This is a genomic window from Phreatobacter cathodiphilus, assembly GCF_003008515.1.
Classification (GTDB): domain Bacteria; phylum Pseudomonadota; class Alphaproteobacteria; order Rhizobiales; family Phreatobacteraceae; genus Phreatobacter; species Phreatobacter cathodiphilus.
The window spans coordinates 3,490,147-3,507,749 of the sequence record NZ_CP027668.1 but is presented as its reverse complement, the minus strand read 5'-3'; the positions used below and the strand labels follow the sequence as shown (position 1 = coordinate 3,507,749).

Annotated in this window: 15 protein-coding genes; 8 read left to right on the top strand and 7 right to left on the bottom strand. The window is 69.2% G+C overall.

Annotation, left to right across the window (positions count from 1 at the left end):
* Positions 1-191: 191 nt before the first annotated feature.
* The gene (locus tag C6569_RS16820; RefSeq protein ID WP_106749957.1) at positions 192-1,544 is read left to right on the top strand and encodes a cytochrome ubiquinol oxidase subunit I; all 1,353 of its coding nucleotides are present in this window, start codon (positions 192-194) and stop codon (positions 1,542-1,544) included.
* 5 nt (positions 1,545-1,549) lie between these two features.
* The gene (locus tag C6569_RS16815) at positions 1,550-2,554 is read left to right on the top strand and encodes a cytochrome d ubiquinol oxidase subunit II (RefSeq protein ID WP_106749956.1); all 1,005 of its coding nucleotides are present in this window, start codon (positions 1,550-1,552) and stop codon (positions 2,552-2,554) included.
* Between the two features lie 6 nt (positions 2,555-2,560).
* Here C6569_RS16815 and C6569_RS16810 read toward each other — a convergent pair whose 3' ends face one another.
* Both C6569_RS16810 and htpX read right to left on the bottom strand, forming a co-directional pair.
* A complete protein-coding gene (locus C6569_RS16810; protein ID WP_106749955.1) occupies positions 2,561-3,910 on the bottom strand; it encodes an RsmB/NOP family class I SAM-dependent RNA methyltransferase in 1,350 nt (449 codons plus the stop codon).
* A gap of 52 nt (positions 3,911-3,962) precedes the next feature.
* Positions 3,963-4,886, bottom strand: a complete 924-nt coding sequence (htpX, locus tag C6569_RS16805) for a zinc metalloprotease HtpX (RefSeq protein ID WP_106749954.1) — start codon at positions 4,884-4,886, stop codon at positions 3,963-3,965.
* Positions 4,887-5,038: 152 nt separating this feature from the next.
* Between htpX and fdxA the strand changes: the two genes are divergently transcribed.
* The 3 genes from fdxA (at position 5,039) to C6569_RS16790 (ending at position 7,478) form a co-directional block, all read left to right on the top strand.
* Complete coding sequence (gene fdxA, locus C6569_RS16800) at positions 5,039-5,374, top strand: ferredoxin FdxA (RefSeq protein ID WP_106749953.1); 336 nt, start codon at positions 5,039-5,041, stop codon at positions 5,372-5,374.
* A 401-nt stretch (positions 5,375-5,775) separates the two neighbouring features.
* Positions 5,776-6,363, top strand: a complete 588-nt coding sequence (locus tag C6569_RS16795; protein WP_106749952.1) for a CarD family transcriptional regulator — start codon at positions 5,776-5,778, stop codon at positions 6,361-6,363.
* A gap of 242 nt (positions 6,364-6,605) precedes the next feature.
* Positions 6,606-7,478, top strand: coding sequence for an RNA polymerase factor sigma-32 (locus tag C6569_RS16790; protein WP_106749951.1), 873 nt, complete (start codon positions 6,606-6,608; stop codon positions 7,476-7,478).
* Between the two features lie 4 nt (positions 7,479-7,482).
* Here the strand turns inward: C6569_RS16790 and C6569_RS16785 are convergent, their stop codons facing one another.
* The 3 genes from C6569_RS16785 to C6569_RS16775 all read right to left on the bottom strand — a co-directional run bounded on the left by C6569_RS16785 (position 7,483) and on the right by C6569_RS16775 (position 9,165).
* The gene (locus tag C6569_RS16785) at positions 7,483-7,728 is read right to left on the bottom strand and encodes a Trm112 family protein (RefSeq protein WP_106749950.1); all 246 of its coding nucleotides are present in this window, start codon (positions 7,726-7,728) and stop codon (positions 7,483-7,485) included.
* 69 nt (positions 7,729-7,797) lie between these two features.
* A complete protein-coding gene (locus C6569_RS16780) occupies positions 7,798-8,472 on the bottom strand; it encodes an LON peptidase substrate-binding domain-containing protein (RefSeq protein ID WP_106749949.1) in 675 nt (224 codons plus the stop codon).
* 84 nt (positions 8,473-8,556) lie between these two features.
* The gene (locus C6569_RS16775; protein WP_106749948.1) at positions 8,557-9,165 is read right to left on the bottom strand and encodes a peroxidase-related enzyme; all 609 of its coding nucleotides are present in this window, start codon (positions 9,163-9,165) and stop codon (positions 8,557-8,559) included.
* A gap of 176 nt (positions 9,166-9,341) precedes the next feature.
* Between C6569_RS16775 and C6569_RS16770 the strand changes: the two genes are divergently transcribed.
* Both C6569_RS16770 and C6569_RS16765 read left to right on the top strand, forming a co-directional pair.
* Positions 9,342-14,168: an NAD-glutamate dehydrogenase gene (locus C6569_RS16770; RefSeq protein ID WP_106749947.1), complete on the top strand. Its 4,827-nt coding sequence runs from the start codon at positions 9,342-9,344 to the stop codon at positions 14,166-14,168.
* Complete coding sequence (locus C6569_RS16765) at positions 14,165-15,031, top strand: dienelactone hydrolase family protein (RefSeq protein ID WP_106749946.1); 867 nt, start codon at positions 14,165-14,167, stop codon at positions 15,029-15,031. Before C6569_RS16770 ends, C6569_RS16765 begins: the two co-directional genes overlap by 4 nt.
* A 3-nt stretch (positions 15,032-15,034) precedes the next feature.
* Here C6569_RS16765 and C6569_RS16760 read toward each other — a convergent pair whose 3' ends face one another.
* Positions 15,035-15,220 (bottom strand): hypothetical protein, encoded by a 186-nt coding sequence (locus tag C6569_RS16760; protein ID WP_106749945.1) that lies wholly within the window; start codon positions 15,218-15,220, stop codon positions 15,035-15,037.
* 208 nt (positions 15,221-15,428) lie between these two features.
* On the opposite strand from C6569_RS16760, the gene C6569_RS16755 reads away from it, so the two are divergent.
* Positions 15,429-16,589: a GGDEF domain-containing protein gene (locus C6569_RS16755; RefSeq protein ID WP_146144830.1), complete on the top strand. Its 1,161-nt coding sequence runs from the start codon at positions 15,429-15,431 to the stop codon at positions 16,587-16,589.
* 6 nt (positions 16,590-16,595) lie between these two features.
* On the opposite strand, the gene C6569_RS16750 is transcribed toward C6569_RS16755, so the two are convergent.
* The gene (locus tag C6569_RS16750) at positions 16,596-17,471 is read right to left on the bottom strand and encodes a 3-hydroxybutyryl-CoA dehydrogenase (RefSeq protein WP_106749943.1); all 876 of its coding nucleotides are present in this window, start codon (positions 17,469-17,471) and stop codon (positions 16,596-16,598) included.
* Positions 17,472-17,603: the final 132 nt, after the last annotated feature.

The following is a 17,603-nucleotide window of genomic DNA, read 5'->3' as shown; positions in this document are numbered from 1 at the left end:
CATTTCCTTATTTTCAGGAATATCTGAAAATACGAAAATCCGGAATGCCCCCGATGATCCGGTTTCGCCTGCCGCCCGCCACCCGCCCGCCCGCTGTCGCCGCGGCGGGCGCCGCGCATTGGCATTCTCACGGCACCCTCTTCCCCCGAACCGGCCTCACGCGGCCGGTCACCCTCCCCGAGGCCTGAGCCATGGACCCGACCGTCCTCGCGCGCATCCAGTTCGCCGCCAACATCTCCTTCCACATCCTGTTTCCCACGATCACCATCGCGCTGGGCTGGGCCCTGGTCTTCTTCAAGCTGCGCTACCGGGCGACGCAGGACCTGAAGTGGATGGACGTCTACCACTTCTGGGTGAAGGTCTTCGCGCTGAGCTTCGCGCTCGGCGTCGTCTCCGGCATCACCATGAGCTTCCAGTTCGGCACCAACTGGCCGGGCTTCATGGAGCGCGTCGGCAATGTCGCGGGCCCGCTCCTCGCCTATGAGGTGCTGACCGCCTTCTTCCTCGAGGCGGTGTTCCTCGGCATCATGCTGTTCGGCTTCCGCAAGGTGCCGGGATGGCTGCACACCCTGGCGACGGTGCTGGTGGCTTCGGCAACGACGCTCTCCGCTTTCTGGATCATCGCGCTCAATTCCTGGATGCACACGCCCGCCGGCTTCGAGATTCGCAACGGCGTGGTCCATGCGACGGACTGGCTGGCCATCGTCCTCAACCCCTCCATGCCCTACCGGCTGACCCACATGCTGCTGGCCTCGGGCCTGACGACCGCCTTCCTCATCGCCGGCCTCTCGGCCTACCGCTGGCTGAGGAACGACCGCTCGCCGGCGGTCTTGTCGGCGCTGCGCTTCGGCGTGGCGGTGGCGGCGATCCTCATTCCGCTGCAGATCCTCGCGGGCGACATGCACGGCCTCAACACGCTGGAGCACCAGCCGCAGAAGGTGGCGGCGATGGAGGGCAACTGGGAGACCGGCCCGAACAAGCCGCTGCTGCTCTTCGCCTGGCCCGACGAGGCGACCCGTTCCAACCGGTTCGAGATCGGCATCCCGAACGGCGCCAGCCTGATCCTGAAGCACCATGCCGAGGGCGTGGTGCCCGGCCTCAACGACTTCCAGGGCCAGCATCCCCCCGTCGCGCCGGTGTTCTTCGCCTTCCGCATCATGGTCGGCGTCGGCATGCTCATGCTCGCCGTCTCCTGGGCCGCGGCCTGGTGGCTGTGGCGGCGCGGCGACCCGCACCCCTGGCTGGCGCGGGTGCTGGTGGCCATGACCTTCTCCGGCTGGCTCGCGACGCTCGCCGGCTGGTACGTCACCGAAATCGGCCGGCAGCCCTGGCTGGTGGCGGGCGTGCTGCGGACGTCCGACGCGGTGTCGTCGGTGCCGGCCGGCATGATCGGCGTCACCCTCGCCGCCTATCTCGTCACCTACGCTCTGCTGCTGGCGGCCTATGTGGCGACGCTGTTCCTGCTGGCGCGCAAGGGCGCCAAGCCGCAGACCATCGAGACGGGGCCGACGCCCCATCCCAATGCCTTCGTGGCGGCGGAGTGACGGCCATGTTCGACAACCCCGCCACCTGGCTGCCCGTCGCCTTCGCCGCCCTGATGGGCCTGTCGATCCTGATCTACGTGATCCTCGACGGCTATGATCTCGGCGTCGGCATCCTCATCCCCATCGCCCGTCCGGAGGAGCGCGATCGCATGATCGCCTCCATCGGGCCGTTCTGGGACGCCAACGAGACCTGGCTGGTGCTCTCGGTGGGGCTGCTGCTGGTCGCCTTCCCGGTCGCCCACGGCATCATCCTGTCGACGCTCTACCTGCCGGTGGCGGTGATGCTCATCGCCCTCATCATGCGCGGCGTCGCCTTCGAGTTCCGCGCCAAGGCGGAGCCGGTCTGGAAGGCCACCTGGGACCGCATCTTCTTCGCCGGTTCGCTGCTGACCGCGCTGGCGCAGGGCTACATGCTGGGCCTCTACGTCATGGGGCTCGACCGCAGCCTCTCGACCGTCGGCTTCGGCGCTATCACCGCCGTCTGCGTCGCGGCGGGCTACACGCTGATGGGTGCGACCTGGCTCATCATCAAGACCGACGGCGACCTGCAGCGGCGGGCGGTCAGGCGCGCCCGTGTCGCCCTCGTGGTGACCATGGTGGGGTTCGCGGTGATCTCCATCGCCACGCCGCTGGTCTCCTCGCGGATCTTCGGCCGGTGGTTCTCGATGCCGGAAATCCTCTATCTCTCACCGCTGCCGGTGGTCGCCGCGCTGCTGGCGGCGGCGGTGTGGGTGGTGCTGTCGAACCAGCCGCACGGGCAGGACCGCTTCGCCTGGGTGCCCTTCGCCGGTTCGGCGGGCATCTTCACCCTCGCCTTCCTCGGCCTCGCCTACTCCTTCTATCCCTTCATCGTGCCCGACCGGCTGACGATCTACGCCGCCGCATCGGCGCCGGAGAGCCTCGTCATCATCCTCGTCGGCGCCCTGGTCGTGGTGCCGGTGATCATCGCCTATTCCGCGCTCAGCTACTGGGTCTTCCGCGGCAAGGCGACGGACCTGCGCTACGACTGAGCGGGATCAGCCGACTCGCACCAGCCGGGCGGCGAAGAAGCCGTCGAGCCCGGCGCGGGCCGGGTCGGCGTCCGGCCAGTGGCAGGGCAGGGTGCGCAGGTAACCCTCCGCCGTGACGAAGGGCGCGATGCCGGGCAGTTCGTCGGGCCGAATGGGGTCGAGAGCCAGCCGCGGCTCGCGTGCGAGCAGCGCCGCGACCTGCGCCTCGCCCTCCTCCGGTTCCAGCGAGCAGGTGCAGTAGACGGCGCGGCCGCCGGGCTTCAGCAGCAGGGGGAGCCGGTCGAGCAGACGCGCCTGCAGGCGGGCGAGGCCCTCCACGTCCGCCACGGTCTTCAGGTGCATGACGTCGGGATGGCCGCGCACCGTGCCGGTGGCGGTGCAGGGGGCGTCGATCAGGACGGCGTCGAAGGGGCCTTCGAGGTCCAGCGCGTCAAGGGCGCGGACGGTGACGTCCAGCTTCAGGCGCGCCATGTTCTCCGACAGCCGCTCCAGCCGGCGGGGCGAGCGATCGACGGCGGTGACGTGGGCTCCGGCCGCGGCGAGCTGCGCGGTCTTGCCCCCCGGCGCGGCGCAGAGGTCGGCGACGGCGAGGCCGGCGACGGGCCCCAGCAGCCGGGCGGGCAGGGCGGCGGCGGCGTCCTGCACCCACCATTCCCCGTCGGCATAGCCGGCGAGGTCGGGAATGGCACCTTCCGCCTTCAGCCGCACCGATCCGGTGGGTGTGACCATGCCGCCGAGCTTCGCCGCCCAGCCCTCGGCATCCGCCTTCACGGTGAGGTCGAGGGGCGGCTCGGCGGCGATGATGGCGGCGACGGCGGCGGTCGTGTCCGCACCATAGGCCGCCGTCCAGCGCGCGCGCAGCCAGGGCGCGAGGTCGTCGAGCGGGTCGAGGGAGGCGAGCGCCTCCTCGCGGTCGCGGGCGAGGCCGCGCAGCACGGCGTTGACCAGGCCGGCGAAGCCCTTGGCCTTCCTGTCGTTCTCCACCATGCGCACGGCGCTGTCGACGGCGGCATAGTCCGGCACGTCGAGGAAGAGGATCTGGCAGGCGCTCGTCCGGAGCACGGTCTCGAGCCGCGGCAGGCCGTCCGGCAGGCCCTTGGCGAGGCGCTCGGCGAGGAGCCGGTCGATGGTGCCGAGCCGCCGGAGCGTGGTGGCGGCGATCTTGCGGGAAAGCGCGCGGTCCAGGGCGTCGAGGTCGGTCGGCTGTTCCAGCGCCTCGTCGAGGGGCCGGCGGCGCAGCAGCACGGCCTCGACGAGGTCGCAGGCGCGGCGGCGGGCCGGAAGGCCGGGATGGGCGCCGGGCTTCGGCTTGATGGTCTTCGGCCGGGCCTTGTGGAAAAACGGGCGTTTGCTCATCGCGCCCGTTTAGGCTTCGCCATCCCCCACGGCAACCCGCACGGGAGCGCCCTCAGCCCCAGGGGCCGTTGCGGCGCGCCCGGCTGCCCCATGGGGCGGCCTCGGGCTGGGCATAGCCGACATGGCCGCCGGTGCCCCAGGCCTGGGCGAGCTGCTGCAGGGCGGCAATGCGGTTGCCGGTGTCGGGATGGGTCGAGAACAGGTTGTCCATGCGCTCGCCCGACAGCGGGTTGATGATGAACATGTGCGCGGTCTGCGGATTGTGCTCGGCGGTGCCGTTGACCGTGTGCGATCCGGCGATCTTGGCCAGCGCGGAAGCCAGCCAGATCGGGTTGCCGCAGATCTCCGCGCCCATCTTGTCCGCCTCGTATTCGCGCGAGCGGGAAATGGCCATCTGCACGATGGAGGCGGCCAGCGGCGCCAGGATCATCATGGCGATGGTGCCGATGATGCCGAAGCCGTTGCGGTTCTCGGTGCTGCTGCTTCCGGAGAAGGCGGCGAAGTTGGCGAGCATGGATACGGCGCCGGCCAGCGTCGCGGTCACCGTCATGATCAGCGTGTCGCGGTTCTTGATGTGGGCGAGCTCGTGGGCGATGACGCCGGCCACCTCCTCGCGGGAGAGGCTGTTGAGGAGGCCGGTATTCACCGCCACCGCGGCATTCTCGGGATTGCGGCCGGTGGCGAAGGCGTTGGGCTGGTCCTCGTGGATGATGAAGAGGCGCGGCATGGGCATGCCCGCCCGCTGGGTCATCTCCCAGGTCATCTGGTAGAGGTCCGGCGCGGAGTTCTGGTCGACCTCCTGGGCGCCGTACATGTTGAGCACGGCCTTGTCGGAGCCCCAATAGCTCCAGAAGTTCATCGCGGCGGCAATCGCCAGCGCGATCAGCATGCCGGTCCGGCCGCCGATCAGAAAGCCGACGCCCATGAACAGGGCGGTCATGCCGGCGAGGAGGATGGCGGTCTTCATGTAGTTCATGGCGCGGATCCCCGTGGATTGCGGTCACTAGATCGTGTTCGTTCGCCCCGCGGGCAAGGGGCGTGTGCGCCGCACCATCCAATCGCTTGCGTACGAACGACCGCATCTGGTAATCCGCCAGATCGACCGCCGCCTCCCGCCGGAGATTTCGCATGACCTATGTGGTCACCGAGAATTGCATCAAATGCAAATATACCGACTGCGTCGAGGTGTGTCCGGTCGACTGCTTCTACGAGGGCGAGAACTTTCTCGTCATCCATCCGGACGAATGCATCGACTGCGGCGTCTGTGAGCCGGAATGCCCGGCCGAGGCGATCAAGCCCGACACCGAGCCCGGGCTGGAGAAATGGCTCGCGATCAACGCCGATTTCGCCGCGCAATGGCCGAACATCACGCAGAAGCGCGATCCGCTGCCCGATGCGAAGGAATGGGACGGCAAGGCCGGCAAGGAGCCGCTCCTGTCCTCCGCTCCCGGCACCGGCGACTGATCCCTCTCCGGTAACCACGCCCTGCGGAAACGGCCGTCGGCGGCCGGTGCCGGCTGCCGCCGAAACCGCAAGCCTTTGATTTCGGCGAAAATTGTGGTAAGGTCCTGCCACAGTCGATCAGAAAAGCGGTCCCACCGGTACGCTCCCCTCGCGCGGAGCGTTATTTTTCGGAAAACTCCGACAAATCGTCGCGATGGGCCCATCGAAGGGTGCTGATCGCGCCGCGGATGATCGTTTTTTCATCGTCTGACGTCAGGGGCCGGCCGGGCAATCTGCCTTGCCCGTGTTCCTTTCGCGCAAAACGCCACGGCGCTCCAGGGCGGCCGTGGGTCCGCCACCCGCATTTGCGGAGCGGACATCACCAGCGGCCCTCATCCGGCCGGCGAGGAGTAAGGCGCAGTATGACCGTGAAGAAGAACGCGCAGACCCGTCAGGGCTTCAAGACGAACGAGTACATCGTCTATCCGTCCCACGGGGTCGGGCAGATCGTGTCGATCGAGGAGCAGGACATCGCTGGGTTCAAGCTCGAACTGTTCGTCATCACCTTCGAGAAGGACAAGATGACGCTTCGGGTGCCGACCGCCAAAATCGCCCAGGTCGGAATGCGCAAGCTCGCCGAGCCCGAGGTCATGGCCAAGGCCATGGAGGTCCTCAAGGGCCGCGCCCGCGTCAAGCGCACCATGTGGTCGCGCCGCGCCCAGGAGTACGAAGCGAAGATCAATTCCGGCGACCTGATCGCCATTTCCGAGGTCGTGCGCGACCTCTTCCGCTCCGATGCACAGCCCGAGCAGTCCTATTCCGAGCGCCAGCTCTATGAACAGGCTCTCGACCGCATGGCGCGCGAGCTCGCCGCCGTCGAGCGCGTGGTCGAGACCGAGGCCGTCAAGCTGATCGAGGCGCAGCTCGCCAAGGGTCCGCGCCGCGGCCCGGCCAAGGCCGAGGTGGACGACGCCGACGAGAGCGACGAGCCCGAGGTCGAGGCGGCCTGACCGCCCCGCTCCTCTCCTGGATGCACGAAAAGCCCGGCCCTCGCGCCGGGCTTTTTGCTGTGCAGGCGGGCCGAGGCGGGATTTGTGCCATATCCTGTCCGTGAGAATGGGGCCCGGCGCGGCAGATGGTCGCAAAATAGGGCCCCCGAGCCCCCGTGGAGGTTGATCCGGGATGTGCGACGGGTCGTAATCGCCAGCGAAGAACAGGGGAAACCTGTCCGGGACAAACAGGGAGCGCGGTGATGGCGCAGGTTTCCGGTATCGGGCAGAGCCTGGCGAAGGCCGCCAGGAGCGCGCCGTTCCTCGACCGCGAGGAGGAGCAGGCCCTCGCCGTCCGCTGGAAGGACCGCGACGACGAGGTGGCGCTGCACCGCCTCGCCCAGTCCCACATGCGGCTGGTGATCGCCATCGCCTCCCGCTTCCGCCACTACGGCCTGCCCATGGCCGATCTCATCCAGGAGGGCCATGTCGGCCTTCTCGAGGCCGCCTCGCGCTTCGAGCCGGAGCGGGACGTGCGCTTCTCCACCTATGCCACCTGGTGGATCCGGGCCTCGATCCAGGACTACATCCTGCGCAACTGGTCGATCGTCCGCGGCGGGACCTCCTCGGCGCAGAAGGCGCTGTTCTTCAACCTGCGGCGCCTCAGGGCCCAGCTCTCGCAGACCATGGGCTCCGGCATCGGGGCGGCCGTCATCCACCAGCACATCGCCGCCGCCGTCGGCGTGTCGCAGGCCGACGTGGCGGTGATGGACGCCCGCATTTCCGGCTCGGACCTGTCGCTCAACGCACCGAGCCACGAGAGCGACGGGGGCACCTCCTCGGAGCGCCTCGACCACCTCGTCGATGCCGCCCCGCTCCCCGACGAGGTGGTGGGCGAGGCGATCGACAGTTCCCGCCGGGTCGCCTGGCTGCGCGACGTTCTGACCGTTCTCTCCGATCGCGAGCTCAACATCATCCGGGCGCGGCGACTGAGCGAGGAGGCGGCGACGCTGGAATCCCTCGGCGAGCGCCTCGGCATCTCCAAGGAGCGCGTCAGACAGATCGAGAACCGCGCCATCGAGAAGTTGCGCAAGGCGCTGGTCGATCGCCACCGGGACGGCGCCGCGCTGGTGTGACGGCTCAGTCCGCCAGCGGCCGGGCCTCTTCGGGCAGCATGATCGGAATGCCCTCGCGGATCGGATAGACCAGCCTCGCGGCGCGCGAGATGAGCTCGCCGGCTTGGGCGTCGTAGTCGAGAGGGCCCTTGGTCACGGGGCAGACCAGCACTTCCAGCAGACGGGGATCGACCGTTCCGGGCCGCGTCTGCGGCACCGCCGTCTTGGCTTCGGCGGGCCGCGGGTCTTCGGGATCGAGGGGCGTGGACATCGGAGGAGGTTCCCGTGAGGAGCGGATGCGGTCCGGTCTAGCGTCTCGCGGCACGCCGGGCCAGCGGGCTCAGTTCAGAGGCTGCTTGTCGTCGGCGGGCCTGTCCTTGGCAAGGGCGACCTCGGTGACGGCGACGAGAAGGGCGGCGCGGGTCTTGAGGTCCGGCGCCTCGAGGAGCGCCTGCTTCTCCTTGAGGCCCCAGGGCGACATCATGCAGAGCGCATTGACGAGGATTTCCGTCGGGGCGCGGCGAATGCCGTCCCAGTCGGCCTCCATGTCGTTGACGTCGAGGAATTCCTTGAGGGTCTTCAGGAGGCCGTCGCGGTCGACATCGTCCTCGCCCACCCGCGCCTCGAAATCGCCCTCGTAGGGCGTGCAGTCGATGCGGCACTGGCGATAGGGCGTCGTCACCGACAGTTCCTCGACGATGCGGAAGCGTGAAATGCCCGTGAGGCTCAGCATGTAACGTCCGTCGCCGGACTCGGCGAGCTGGGTGATCCGGCCGATGCACCCGACCGCGGAGAGGGTCGGCCGCCTGGCCTCCTCGTCGGCGGGCACGGGCTGCACCATGCCGATGAGGCGGCGGCCCGAGAGAAAGGCGTCGTCGACCATGGCGAGGTAGCGCGGCTCGAAGATGTTGAGCGGCAGCTGGCCGCGCGGCAGAAGCAGCGCGCCGGGCAGCGGGAAGACCGGAACCACGTCCGGAAGATCGGACGGGCCGCGATAGGTGGTGTTGGTGGCCATGGCAGGGCTCCGTGGCACGACGGCAGGACGACTGCCTGTCATCTAGGCGCGCCGGCCGGCACTGCCAGCCCCGCGCCGATCAATTCAGCGCGCCGTGGCGTGATATTCCGGGTTCGGTCGCATGTCCGTGGCCGAAGCCATGCGGTTGGACATGTTGTAGAAGGCAGCCGTCGCCGAGATGTCCCAGATGTCGCGGTCGGAGAAGCCGGCGGCGCGCAGCGCCTCGCGGTCGGGCTCGTCGACGGTCCAGGGCGTCTCGGTCAGCTTCACGGCGAAGTCCAGCATGGCCCGCTGGCGCGTGTCGAGCCGGGCGGTGCGGTAGTTCATCACCAGCATCTCGCCGAGTCCGGGATCGCCGGAGAGCTGGCGCACCGCCGCCCCGTGCGCGGTGAGGCAGTAGTAGCAGCGGTTCACGGCGGAGACCGCCACGGCGATCATCTCCCGCTCCAGCTTGCTGAGGCCGGAGGGCGCCAGCATTAGGTCGTTGTACATGGCCGAGAAGGCCTTGAGCTTGGCGAGGTCGTGGGCATAGGCGAGCAGCACGTTCGGCACGAAGCCGATCTTCTCGCGGCATTTCTGGAAATAGGCCTCGGTTTCCGGGTCGAGCGGAACGGCGGGCAGGTCCAGCGCGGTGATCGCCTCCGTCCGGTCCTGCGCAGCGGCGGCCGTGGTCCTCGCAGGCGTCGACGACATGGCAAGTCTCCCGAAACGGCCGGTGACCGATCCATCCGGCCGCCGTCATCACGGCGTCGCAGGGTGGTAGCATGGGCCGGAGGAGGGGCGAAATTGACTTTACGGCCGAGGGAGGCCGTGGTCATCCTGCCGCACGGCGCCCCCATCGACGACGAATCCGGCGCGAGGAGACGAGCATGACCAATCGGGCCGAGGATGCGCGGGGGGCCGCGGCCATCATCGAGCAGGCCGGGATCATCCTGCGCGGAACCGAAGCCGGCATACCGCCCGACTACGTCACCGACCTGTTCGGACGCGCCGATGCCGAGGACATCGTCGCCTATGACGCGCGCGATCTCGCGGCGCTCGCCTCGGCGAGCCACGCGGCGCTGCTGCGGCGCGTTCCCGGCAGGTCGTCCATCCGCCTCTCCGATCCCGAGCCGACCTCGGCCGCCTCCCGCCTCGCCTCCGTCACGGTGATCGAGGTGGTCAACGACAACATGCCCTTCCTCGTCGATTCGGTGCTCGGGGTGCTCGCCGAACAGGGGCTGAAGGTCTGGCTCGTCGCACACCCGATCCTCACCGTCGAACGCGAGGCGGATGGCACGCTCTCGGCCTATCGCGGCCTGGAGGCGGACCCCGGCGCGAGCCGCGAGAGCCTCATCCACATCCATGTCGACCGGATCGGCGAGGAGGCCCGCCGCGCCGCCCTGGTGGAGGAGCTGGAGGCGACGCTCGCCGACGTCAGGATCTGCGTCGCCGACTGGAAGCCGATGCAGGAGCGCGTGCGCGCCATCATCGAGGACCTGAAGTCCAATCCCGTCCTGCCGGTCACCGAGATGGCCGAGGGCATCCAGTTCCTCGAATGGCTGGTGGCGAACAACTTCACCCTCCTGGGCGTGCGCGACTACGCCTATGTCGGCGGTGTCGCCGAGGGCCAGCTCGAGCCGGAGTTCACCTCCGGCCTCGGCATCCTGCGCGACGAGAACGTGCGCATCCTCCGGCGCGGGGCCGATCTCGTCGTCATGACGCCGGAGCTGCGCGAGTTCCTGATGCAGCCGGTGCCGCTGATCATCACCAAGGCCAATGTGCGCTCGCGCGTGCACCGGCGCATCCACATGGACTATGTCGGCGTGAAGCGCTTCGACCGGCAGGGGCAGCTCGTCGGCGAGGCGCGCATCGTCGGCCTCTTCACCTCCACCGCCTATACGCGCTCGACCCGCACCATCCCCTATCTGAGGCGCAAGGTCGACCGGGTGCTGACGCGCGCCGGCTTCGACCCCGACGGTCACTCGGGCAAGGCACTGGTCAACGTGCTGGAGAGCTATCCGCGCGACGAATTGTTCCAGATCGACGACGAGACGCTGTTCAACCACGCCATGGCGGTGATGCAGCTCGAGGACCGGCCGCGGGTCAGGGTTCTGCCGCGCGAGGACCGCTTCCACCGTTTCGTGTCGGTGATGGTCTACGTGCCGCGCGACCGGTTCGACACCACGGTGAGGCTCGCCATCGGCAACCATCTCGCCGGCGTCTACAACGGCCGCGTCTCGGCCTTCTATCCGTTCTTCCCGGACGGGCCGCTGACGCGGGTGCACTACATTATCGGCCGCTCCGGCGGCGAGACGCCGCGTGTCGAGCGGACGGCTCTCGAGACGGCGGTGTCACGCATCGTCCGCACCTGGAGCGATGGTCTCGGCGAAGCGCTCGCCCTGATCCACGGGCCGGCGCGGGCCGGCGACCTCACCGCGCGCTACCGCGAGGCCTTCTCCGCCGCCTATCGCGAGGCGGTGCCGGCAGAGGACGCCATCGGCGACATCCGCATCCTCGAAGGGCTCTCCGACGCACGGGCACTCGCCATCGACTTCTACCGGCCCGACGCGACGGACCGGGCCGAGGCGGGGCTCAAGGTCTTCGCCCGCGGCCGGCCGATCCCGCTCTCCGAGCGCGTGCCGATCCTGGAGGCCATGGGCTTCGCGGTCGTTGACGAGCGCACCTACGAGATCGCCCCGGCGGGCGCCGCTCCGGTCTGGCTGCACGACATGTCGCTCGCCCGCCCGGGCGGGCAGGTGATCGACCTCGAGGCGCTGGACGAGAAGCTGGAAGCCGCTCTCATGGCGGTGATGCGCGGCGAGGCGGAGAGCGACGGCTTCAACGCGCTGACGCTGGAGGCGGGGCTCGCCTGGCGCGACGTCGCCGTCATCCGGACGCTCGCGCGCACGCTCCGGCAGATCCGCGCGCCCTTCAGCCAGGACTATCTCTGGGCGACGCTGCGCAAGCACGCAGCCATCGCCAAGGGCGTGGTGCTGATGTTCCACCTGCGCTTCGACCCGCGCCTGTCGCTGACGGTCGAGGAGCGCAACGCCAAGCTCGCCGATCTCCTCGGCCGCTTCGAGGAGAGCCTGAAGCAGGTCTCCTCCCTCGACGAGGACCGCATCCTCAGAGCCTTCATCAATCTGATCCAGGCGGCGGTGCGCACCAATTTTTACCAGACGGGTGAGGACGGCCAGGTCCGGCCGACCATCGCCATCAAGTTCGAGTCGAAGAAGATCGACAACCTGCCGGCGCCGCGGCCGCTCTACGAGATCTTCGTCTATTCGCCGCGGGTCGAGGGCGTGCACATGCGCTTCGGCAAGGTGGCGCGCGGCGGCCTGCGCTGGTCGGACCGGCCGCAGGACTTCCGCACCGAGGTGCTCGGCCTCGTCAAGGCGCAGCAGGTGAAGAACGCCGTCATCGTGCCGGTGGGTGCCAAGGGCGGCTTCGTGCCGAAGCGCCTGCCGCCGCCCGCCCAGCGCGACGCCTGGTTGGCGGAGGGCACCGAGTCCTACCGCATCTTCGTGCGCGCCCTGCTGCAGCTCACCGACAACATCGACGGAACCGCCATCGTGCCGCCGCCCGAGACGGTGCGCCACGACGGGGACGACCCCTATCTCGTCGTCGCCGCCGACAAGGGCACGGCGACCTTCTCCGACATCGCCAACCAACTGTCGCTCGACAAGGGCCACTGGCTGGGCGACGCCTTCGCCTCGGGCGGCAGCCAGGGCTACGACCACAAGGGCATGGGTATCACCGCGCGCGGCGCCTGGGAGGCGGTGAAGCGGCATTTCCGCGAGATGGGGACCGACATCTCGGCGACGCCCTTCACGGTGGCCGGTGTCGGCGACATGTCCGGCGACGTCTTCGGCAACGGCATGCTGCTGGAGAAGACGATCAAGCTGGTCGCGGCCTTCGACCACCGCGACATCTTCCTCGATCCCAGTCCGGACCCTGAAGCCTCGTGGACCGAGCGCAAGCGTCTGTTCGACCTGCCGCGCTCCTCATGGGCCGACTATGACAAGAGCCTGATCTCGGCGGGCGGCGGCGTCTTTCCGCGCTCGTCCAAGGCGATCGCGCTCTCGGCCGAGGTGCAGGCGCTCCTCGACCTCCCCAAGGCCGAGGCGACACCGCAGGAGGTGATGAACGCCATCCTGAAGGCGAAGGTCGACCTCCTCTGGTTCGGCGGCATCGGCACCTATGTGCGCTCCAGCGCCGAGACGGACGACCAGGCCGGCGACCGCGCCAACGATCCCATCCGCATCACCGGCTCCGACATCCGGGCGAAGGTGGTCGGCGAGGGGGCCAATCTCGGCATGACCCAGCGCGGCCGCATCGAGGCCGGACGGGCCGGCGTCCGGCTCAACACCGACGCCATCGACAATTCGGCGGGCGTGAACACCTCCGACGTCGAGGTCAACATCAAGATCGCCCTGACGACGCCCGAGCGTGACGGCCGTCTCGACCCTCAGGCGCGCAACGCCCTCCTCGCCGCCATGACCGACGAGGTGGGCCGGCTCGTGCTGCGCAACAACTACCTGCAGACGCTCGCCCTCTCGCTGGCGCAGCGGCGCGGGCTCGAGGATCTCGGCTTCCAGCAGCGGCTGATGCAGAGCCTGGAGACGCAGGGCAAGCTCGACAGGGCGGTGGAATATCTCCCCGACGAAACCGATCTCGCCGAGCGGCGCCGCCGCGGCGACCCGCTGACCCGGCCGGAGATCGCCGTCCTGCTGGCCTATGCCAAGATCGACCTCTACGACCATCTCCTCGCCTCGTCGGTCCCCGACGATCCCTATCTGGCGCGCGAACTGGTGCGCTACTTCCCGCGGCCGGTGCAGGAGCAGTTTCCGGACGCGGTGGAGAGCCACCGGCTGCGCCGCGAGATCATCGCGACGGGCCTCTCCAACTCGATGATCAACCGCGGCGGCCCGGCCTTCGTGGCGCGGCTGATCGACCAGACTGGCGCCGACGTCGCCACCATCGCCTCGGCCTTCGCCGCGGTGCGCGATTCCTACGGCATGACGGCGCTCAATACCGAGCTCGACAGCCTCGACAACCGCATCGCGGGCACGCTCCAGCTCGACCTCTACACGGCGATCCAGGACCTGCTCATCGACCGGGTCATCTGGTTCATCCGCAACGTCGACCTGACCCACGGTCTCGCCGACGTCGTGGCCCACCACCGCGCCGGGATCGAAGCCGTCGCGGCGAGCCTCGACACCGCCCTGCCGCCCGATGCGGCGGCGGCGCGGACGGCGCGCACCGCCGAGCTGCGTGCGGCCGGCCTGCCGGACCCGCTCGCCGGGGTGCTGGCGAGCCTCGACCACCTGGCCGCCGCGCCCGACATCGTCGCCGTGGCCGACCAGACCGGGCGCGCCGTGGCCGACGTGGCCGCCACCGCCTTCGCCGCCTCCGCCGTGTTCCGCCTCGACCAGATGAAGGGGGCGGCGCGGGCGATCACGGTGACGGACTATTTCGACCGGCTCGCCCTCGACCGGGCGCTCGATTCCATCGCAGACGCGGAGCGGCGCATCACTGCCGACATGGTGGCGGGCGAGGCGGCCGGCGCCGCGGCGGTCGAGGCCTGGATGGCGGTGCACGGCGGACGGGCCGAGCGCATTCGCACGGCGGTGGCCGAGATCGCCGGCTCCGGCCTGACGGTTTCCAAGGCCACCGTCGCGGCGAGCCTGCTCGGGGATCTCGTGCGCGGATGAACCGGCTCTCCGCCCTCCTCCTCGTCCTCGCTCTCGCCTGGGGCGCGCCGGCCGCGGCCCAGAGCCCGCGCCCCGAGGGGGCGGAGGGCGCCGTCCACCGCGAGCAGGTCTGGCGCCTGCCGCACAATGCCGACGAGGGGCGCGAGATCGCGGCCATCGTCTTTCGGCCGCCGGGCGACGGGCCGCGGCCGCTGGTGGTGATGACCCATCACACCTCGGGCGATGCCGCCCGCAACGGCGAGCCGCGCCATGGGGTCTATCCCCATGTCGTCTCGTGGTTCGTAGAGCGCGGCTATGTGGTCGCCGTCGTCCACCGGCGCGGCTATGGCCTCACCGGCGGCGAGCGGGCCGAGCGCTTCGCCTGCCGCCGGCCCAACCATTTCGCAGCGGGGCGGGCGGATGCCGCCGACCTCGCGGCCGCCATCGACGGGCTGACCGGGCTGCCTTTCGTGCGCAAGGACGGCGTCGTCGCCGTCGGCCAGTCCACCGGCGGCTGGGCGGCGGCGGCGCTGGCGGTGGAGAACCACCCGGCGGTGGCGGGAACGATCAATTTCGGCGGCGGGCGGCGCGGCCGGTCCGGCGAGACCGGCCAGACCTGCGCCCTCGACGAGCTGGTGCGGGACGCGCGGTTCATGGGCCGGCGCGCGCGCACGCCGGCGCTGTGGCTCTACACCGAGAACGACCAGTCGTTTCCGCCGGACCTGACGCGGCGGATGGCAGAGGCTTATCGCGCGGCCGGCGGGACGCTCGATTTCCAGCTCCTGGCGCCCTTCGGACGCGACGGCCATGCCTTGCTGCCCAATCCCGGCGGCATCCCCGTCTGGGGGCCGCTGGTCGAGCGGTTCATCCTGAAGTTCCGCTGAGACTCAGGCGAGCTTGTCGACGGTGAGGCCTGTGCCGGGCGCGGGGCTTGCCTGGGCGGCGGAGGCGAGCAGGTCGACGACGCCTTGGTCGGCTTTCAACTGCTGCTTCACCATGGCCGTCTGGATGCCCATGCGGGTCTGTTCGCCCTGCATGGCGACCATGGTTCCCGCGATCGCCGCCGTCGACATCCACCGTCTCCCCGAATCCAGATCTTCTTTTCGCACGTCGTCCTTAACGAAGCCTCTGCACCCTGCCGAAGATGTGGATACCGCCCCGGCTCACGACAAATGTGTGGTCGACCCGCCTAACGCTCCCTAGTCTTGACTAAGGGATCGGACGGCCGATTCTTTCCCTTCCGCAGCGTATGGTCAGACCTTGCCCGACCGGTTTTCGATCTTGCTCGGCGCCGACGCTCTCGATGCGCGGCAGAAACGGGAGGTTCTCGACGAACTTTTCGATTACCGGCCGTACCTCCTCGCCAGTGCGGCGATGGGGCTGGTCGTCCTTCAGGTCTTCCTGTCCGGATCCCGCCGCGAGGCGCTGATCTCGGCGGTCCTGGTCGCGCTCGGCGTCATGCTGCGCGTGCTGGTCGACAAAGCCTATCGCAGCCGCCGCGCCGTGGAGAGCGACGGCCGCCACGCCGTCGGCTTCGCCGCGACATGCCTGGGGGTGGCACTGCTCTGGGGCGTGACCGGCGCCATCCTCTACCGGGCTGCCGACGACAACATGCGACTGGCGGTGCTCGCCCTCGGCTGCGTGCTGGTCCAGGCGGTGACCTTCCGCTCCTATATGGCGCCCGGGCCGACCATGGCTCAGGTGGTGATCCTGATCGCCTTCCACGCCGCGGCCATCGTCTATGACGGGCTCTACGTCCTGATCCCCGTCTGCATCGTCTACACCATTTTCCAAGGCATCTGTATCGTCGCGCTCGGCAAGGTGCGGATCCGCCAGATGGCGGCGGAACGGGAGACGCGGCGGCTGCTGGACGAGCTGCAGTTCATCAATGCGGAACTGACCCGCACCAATCTCAGGCTGGCCGATACCGCCCTCAGCGACCCGCTGACCGGCGTGGGCAACCGCCGGCGCTTCGAGGAGGCCCTCGCGACCATGGGCCGGGCCGCGGCGCGCCAGGGACGGCCGCTCTCGCTCCTGCTCATCGACGTGGACCATTTCAAGCTGTTCAACGACGAGCACGGCCATGTGGCGGGCGACCAGGCCCTCCGCCATGTTGCGGAGCGGCTGAAGGAGATCGCCTGCGGTCCCGACCAGGTGGTGACGCGGTTCGGCGGCGAGGAGTTCGCGGTTCTGGCCTGCGGTGCCGACGAGCTGGCGGCACGCGCCCTCGCCGATCGGATTCGCGGCTCGGTAGGCCATGCCGCCCCGGCGCCTGTGCTGACGGTGAGCATCGGCGTTGCAACGGCCAATGGTGGCGCGACGGCAGAGTTGGTCGGTGCCGCCGACCGGGCGCTCTACGCGGCCAAGCGCGGCGGGCGCAACCGCGTCTTCTGCGACGGCGACACGGATGATCCGAAGATGCCGGAAACGATCAGGCCTTGAGGCCCGTCAGCGGGTGGGGACGGGCCGTTCGCCGCGGTAGTCGTAGAAGCCGCGCTGCGACTTGCGGCCGAGCCAGCCGGCCTCGACATATTTCACCAGCAGCGGGCAGGGCCGGTACTTGGAATCGGCGAGGCCCTCGTAGAGCACCTGCATGACCGACAGGCAGGTGTCGAGGCCGATGAAGTCTGCGAGCTGCAGCGGGCCCATCGGGTGATTGGCGCCGAGGCGCATGGCGGTGTCGATGGCCTCGACCGAGCCGACACCCTCGTAGAGCGTGTAGATCGCCTCGTTGATCATCGGCAGCAGGATGCGGTTGACGATGAAGGCGGGAAAGTCCTCGGCCACCGCGATGGTCTTGCCGAGCTTCGTGCAGAGCGCGCGCGAGGCCTCGAAGGTCTCGTCCTCGGTGGCGATGCCGCGGATCAGCTCGACGAGCTGCATGACCGGCACCGGGTTCATGAAGTGGATGCCGATGAAGCGCTCGGGCCGGTCGGTGGTCGAGGCGAGGCGGGTGATCGAGATCGACGAGGTGTTGGTGGCCAGGATCGCATCGGGCCTGAGGACCGGGCAGACCGACTGGAAAATCTTGACCTTGACCTGCTCGTTCTCGGTGGCGGCCTCGATGACGAGGTCGCAGTCGGCGAGGTCGTCGACCTTCGGCGCGCCCTCGATCCGGAGCAGGGCCTTCTGGCGATCCTCCTCGGTGATGAGGTTCTTCGACAGTTGACGGCTCATATTGCCGTTGATGGTCGCAAGGCCCGACTTGATGCGATCCTCGGAAATGTCGTGCAGGGACACGTCGATGCCGGCGAGAGCCGCCACATGCGCGATGCCGTTGCCCATCTGCCCGGCGCCGATCACGCCGATCTTGCGAATGTCCATGGTTCCACCCGGTGCACGGCCCGGCGCCACGTCCGGGCGGCGGTGCGATCAAAACGAACTGGCGGACATCTCTACGACGGTCCCGCCGCCGACGCCATCCCGACCGCGAACAAGACGACGGGCGGAGATGGC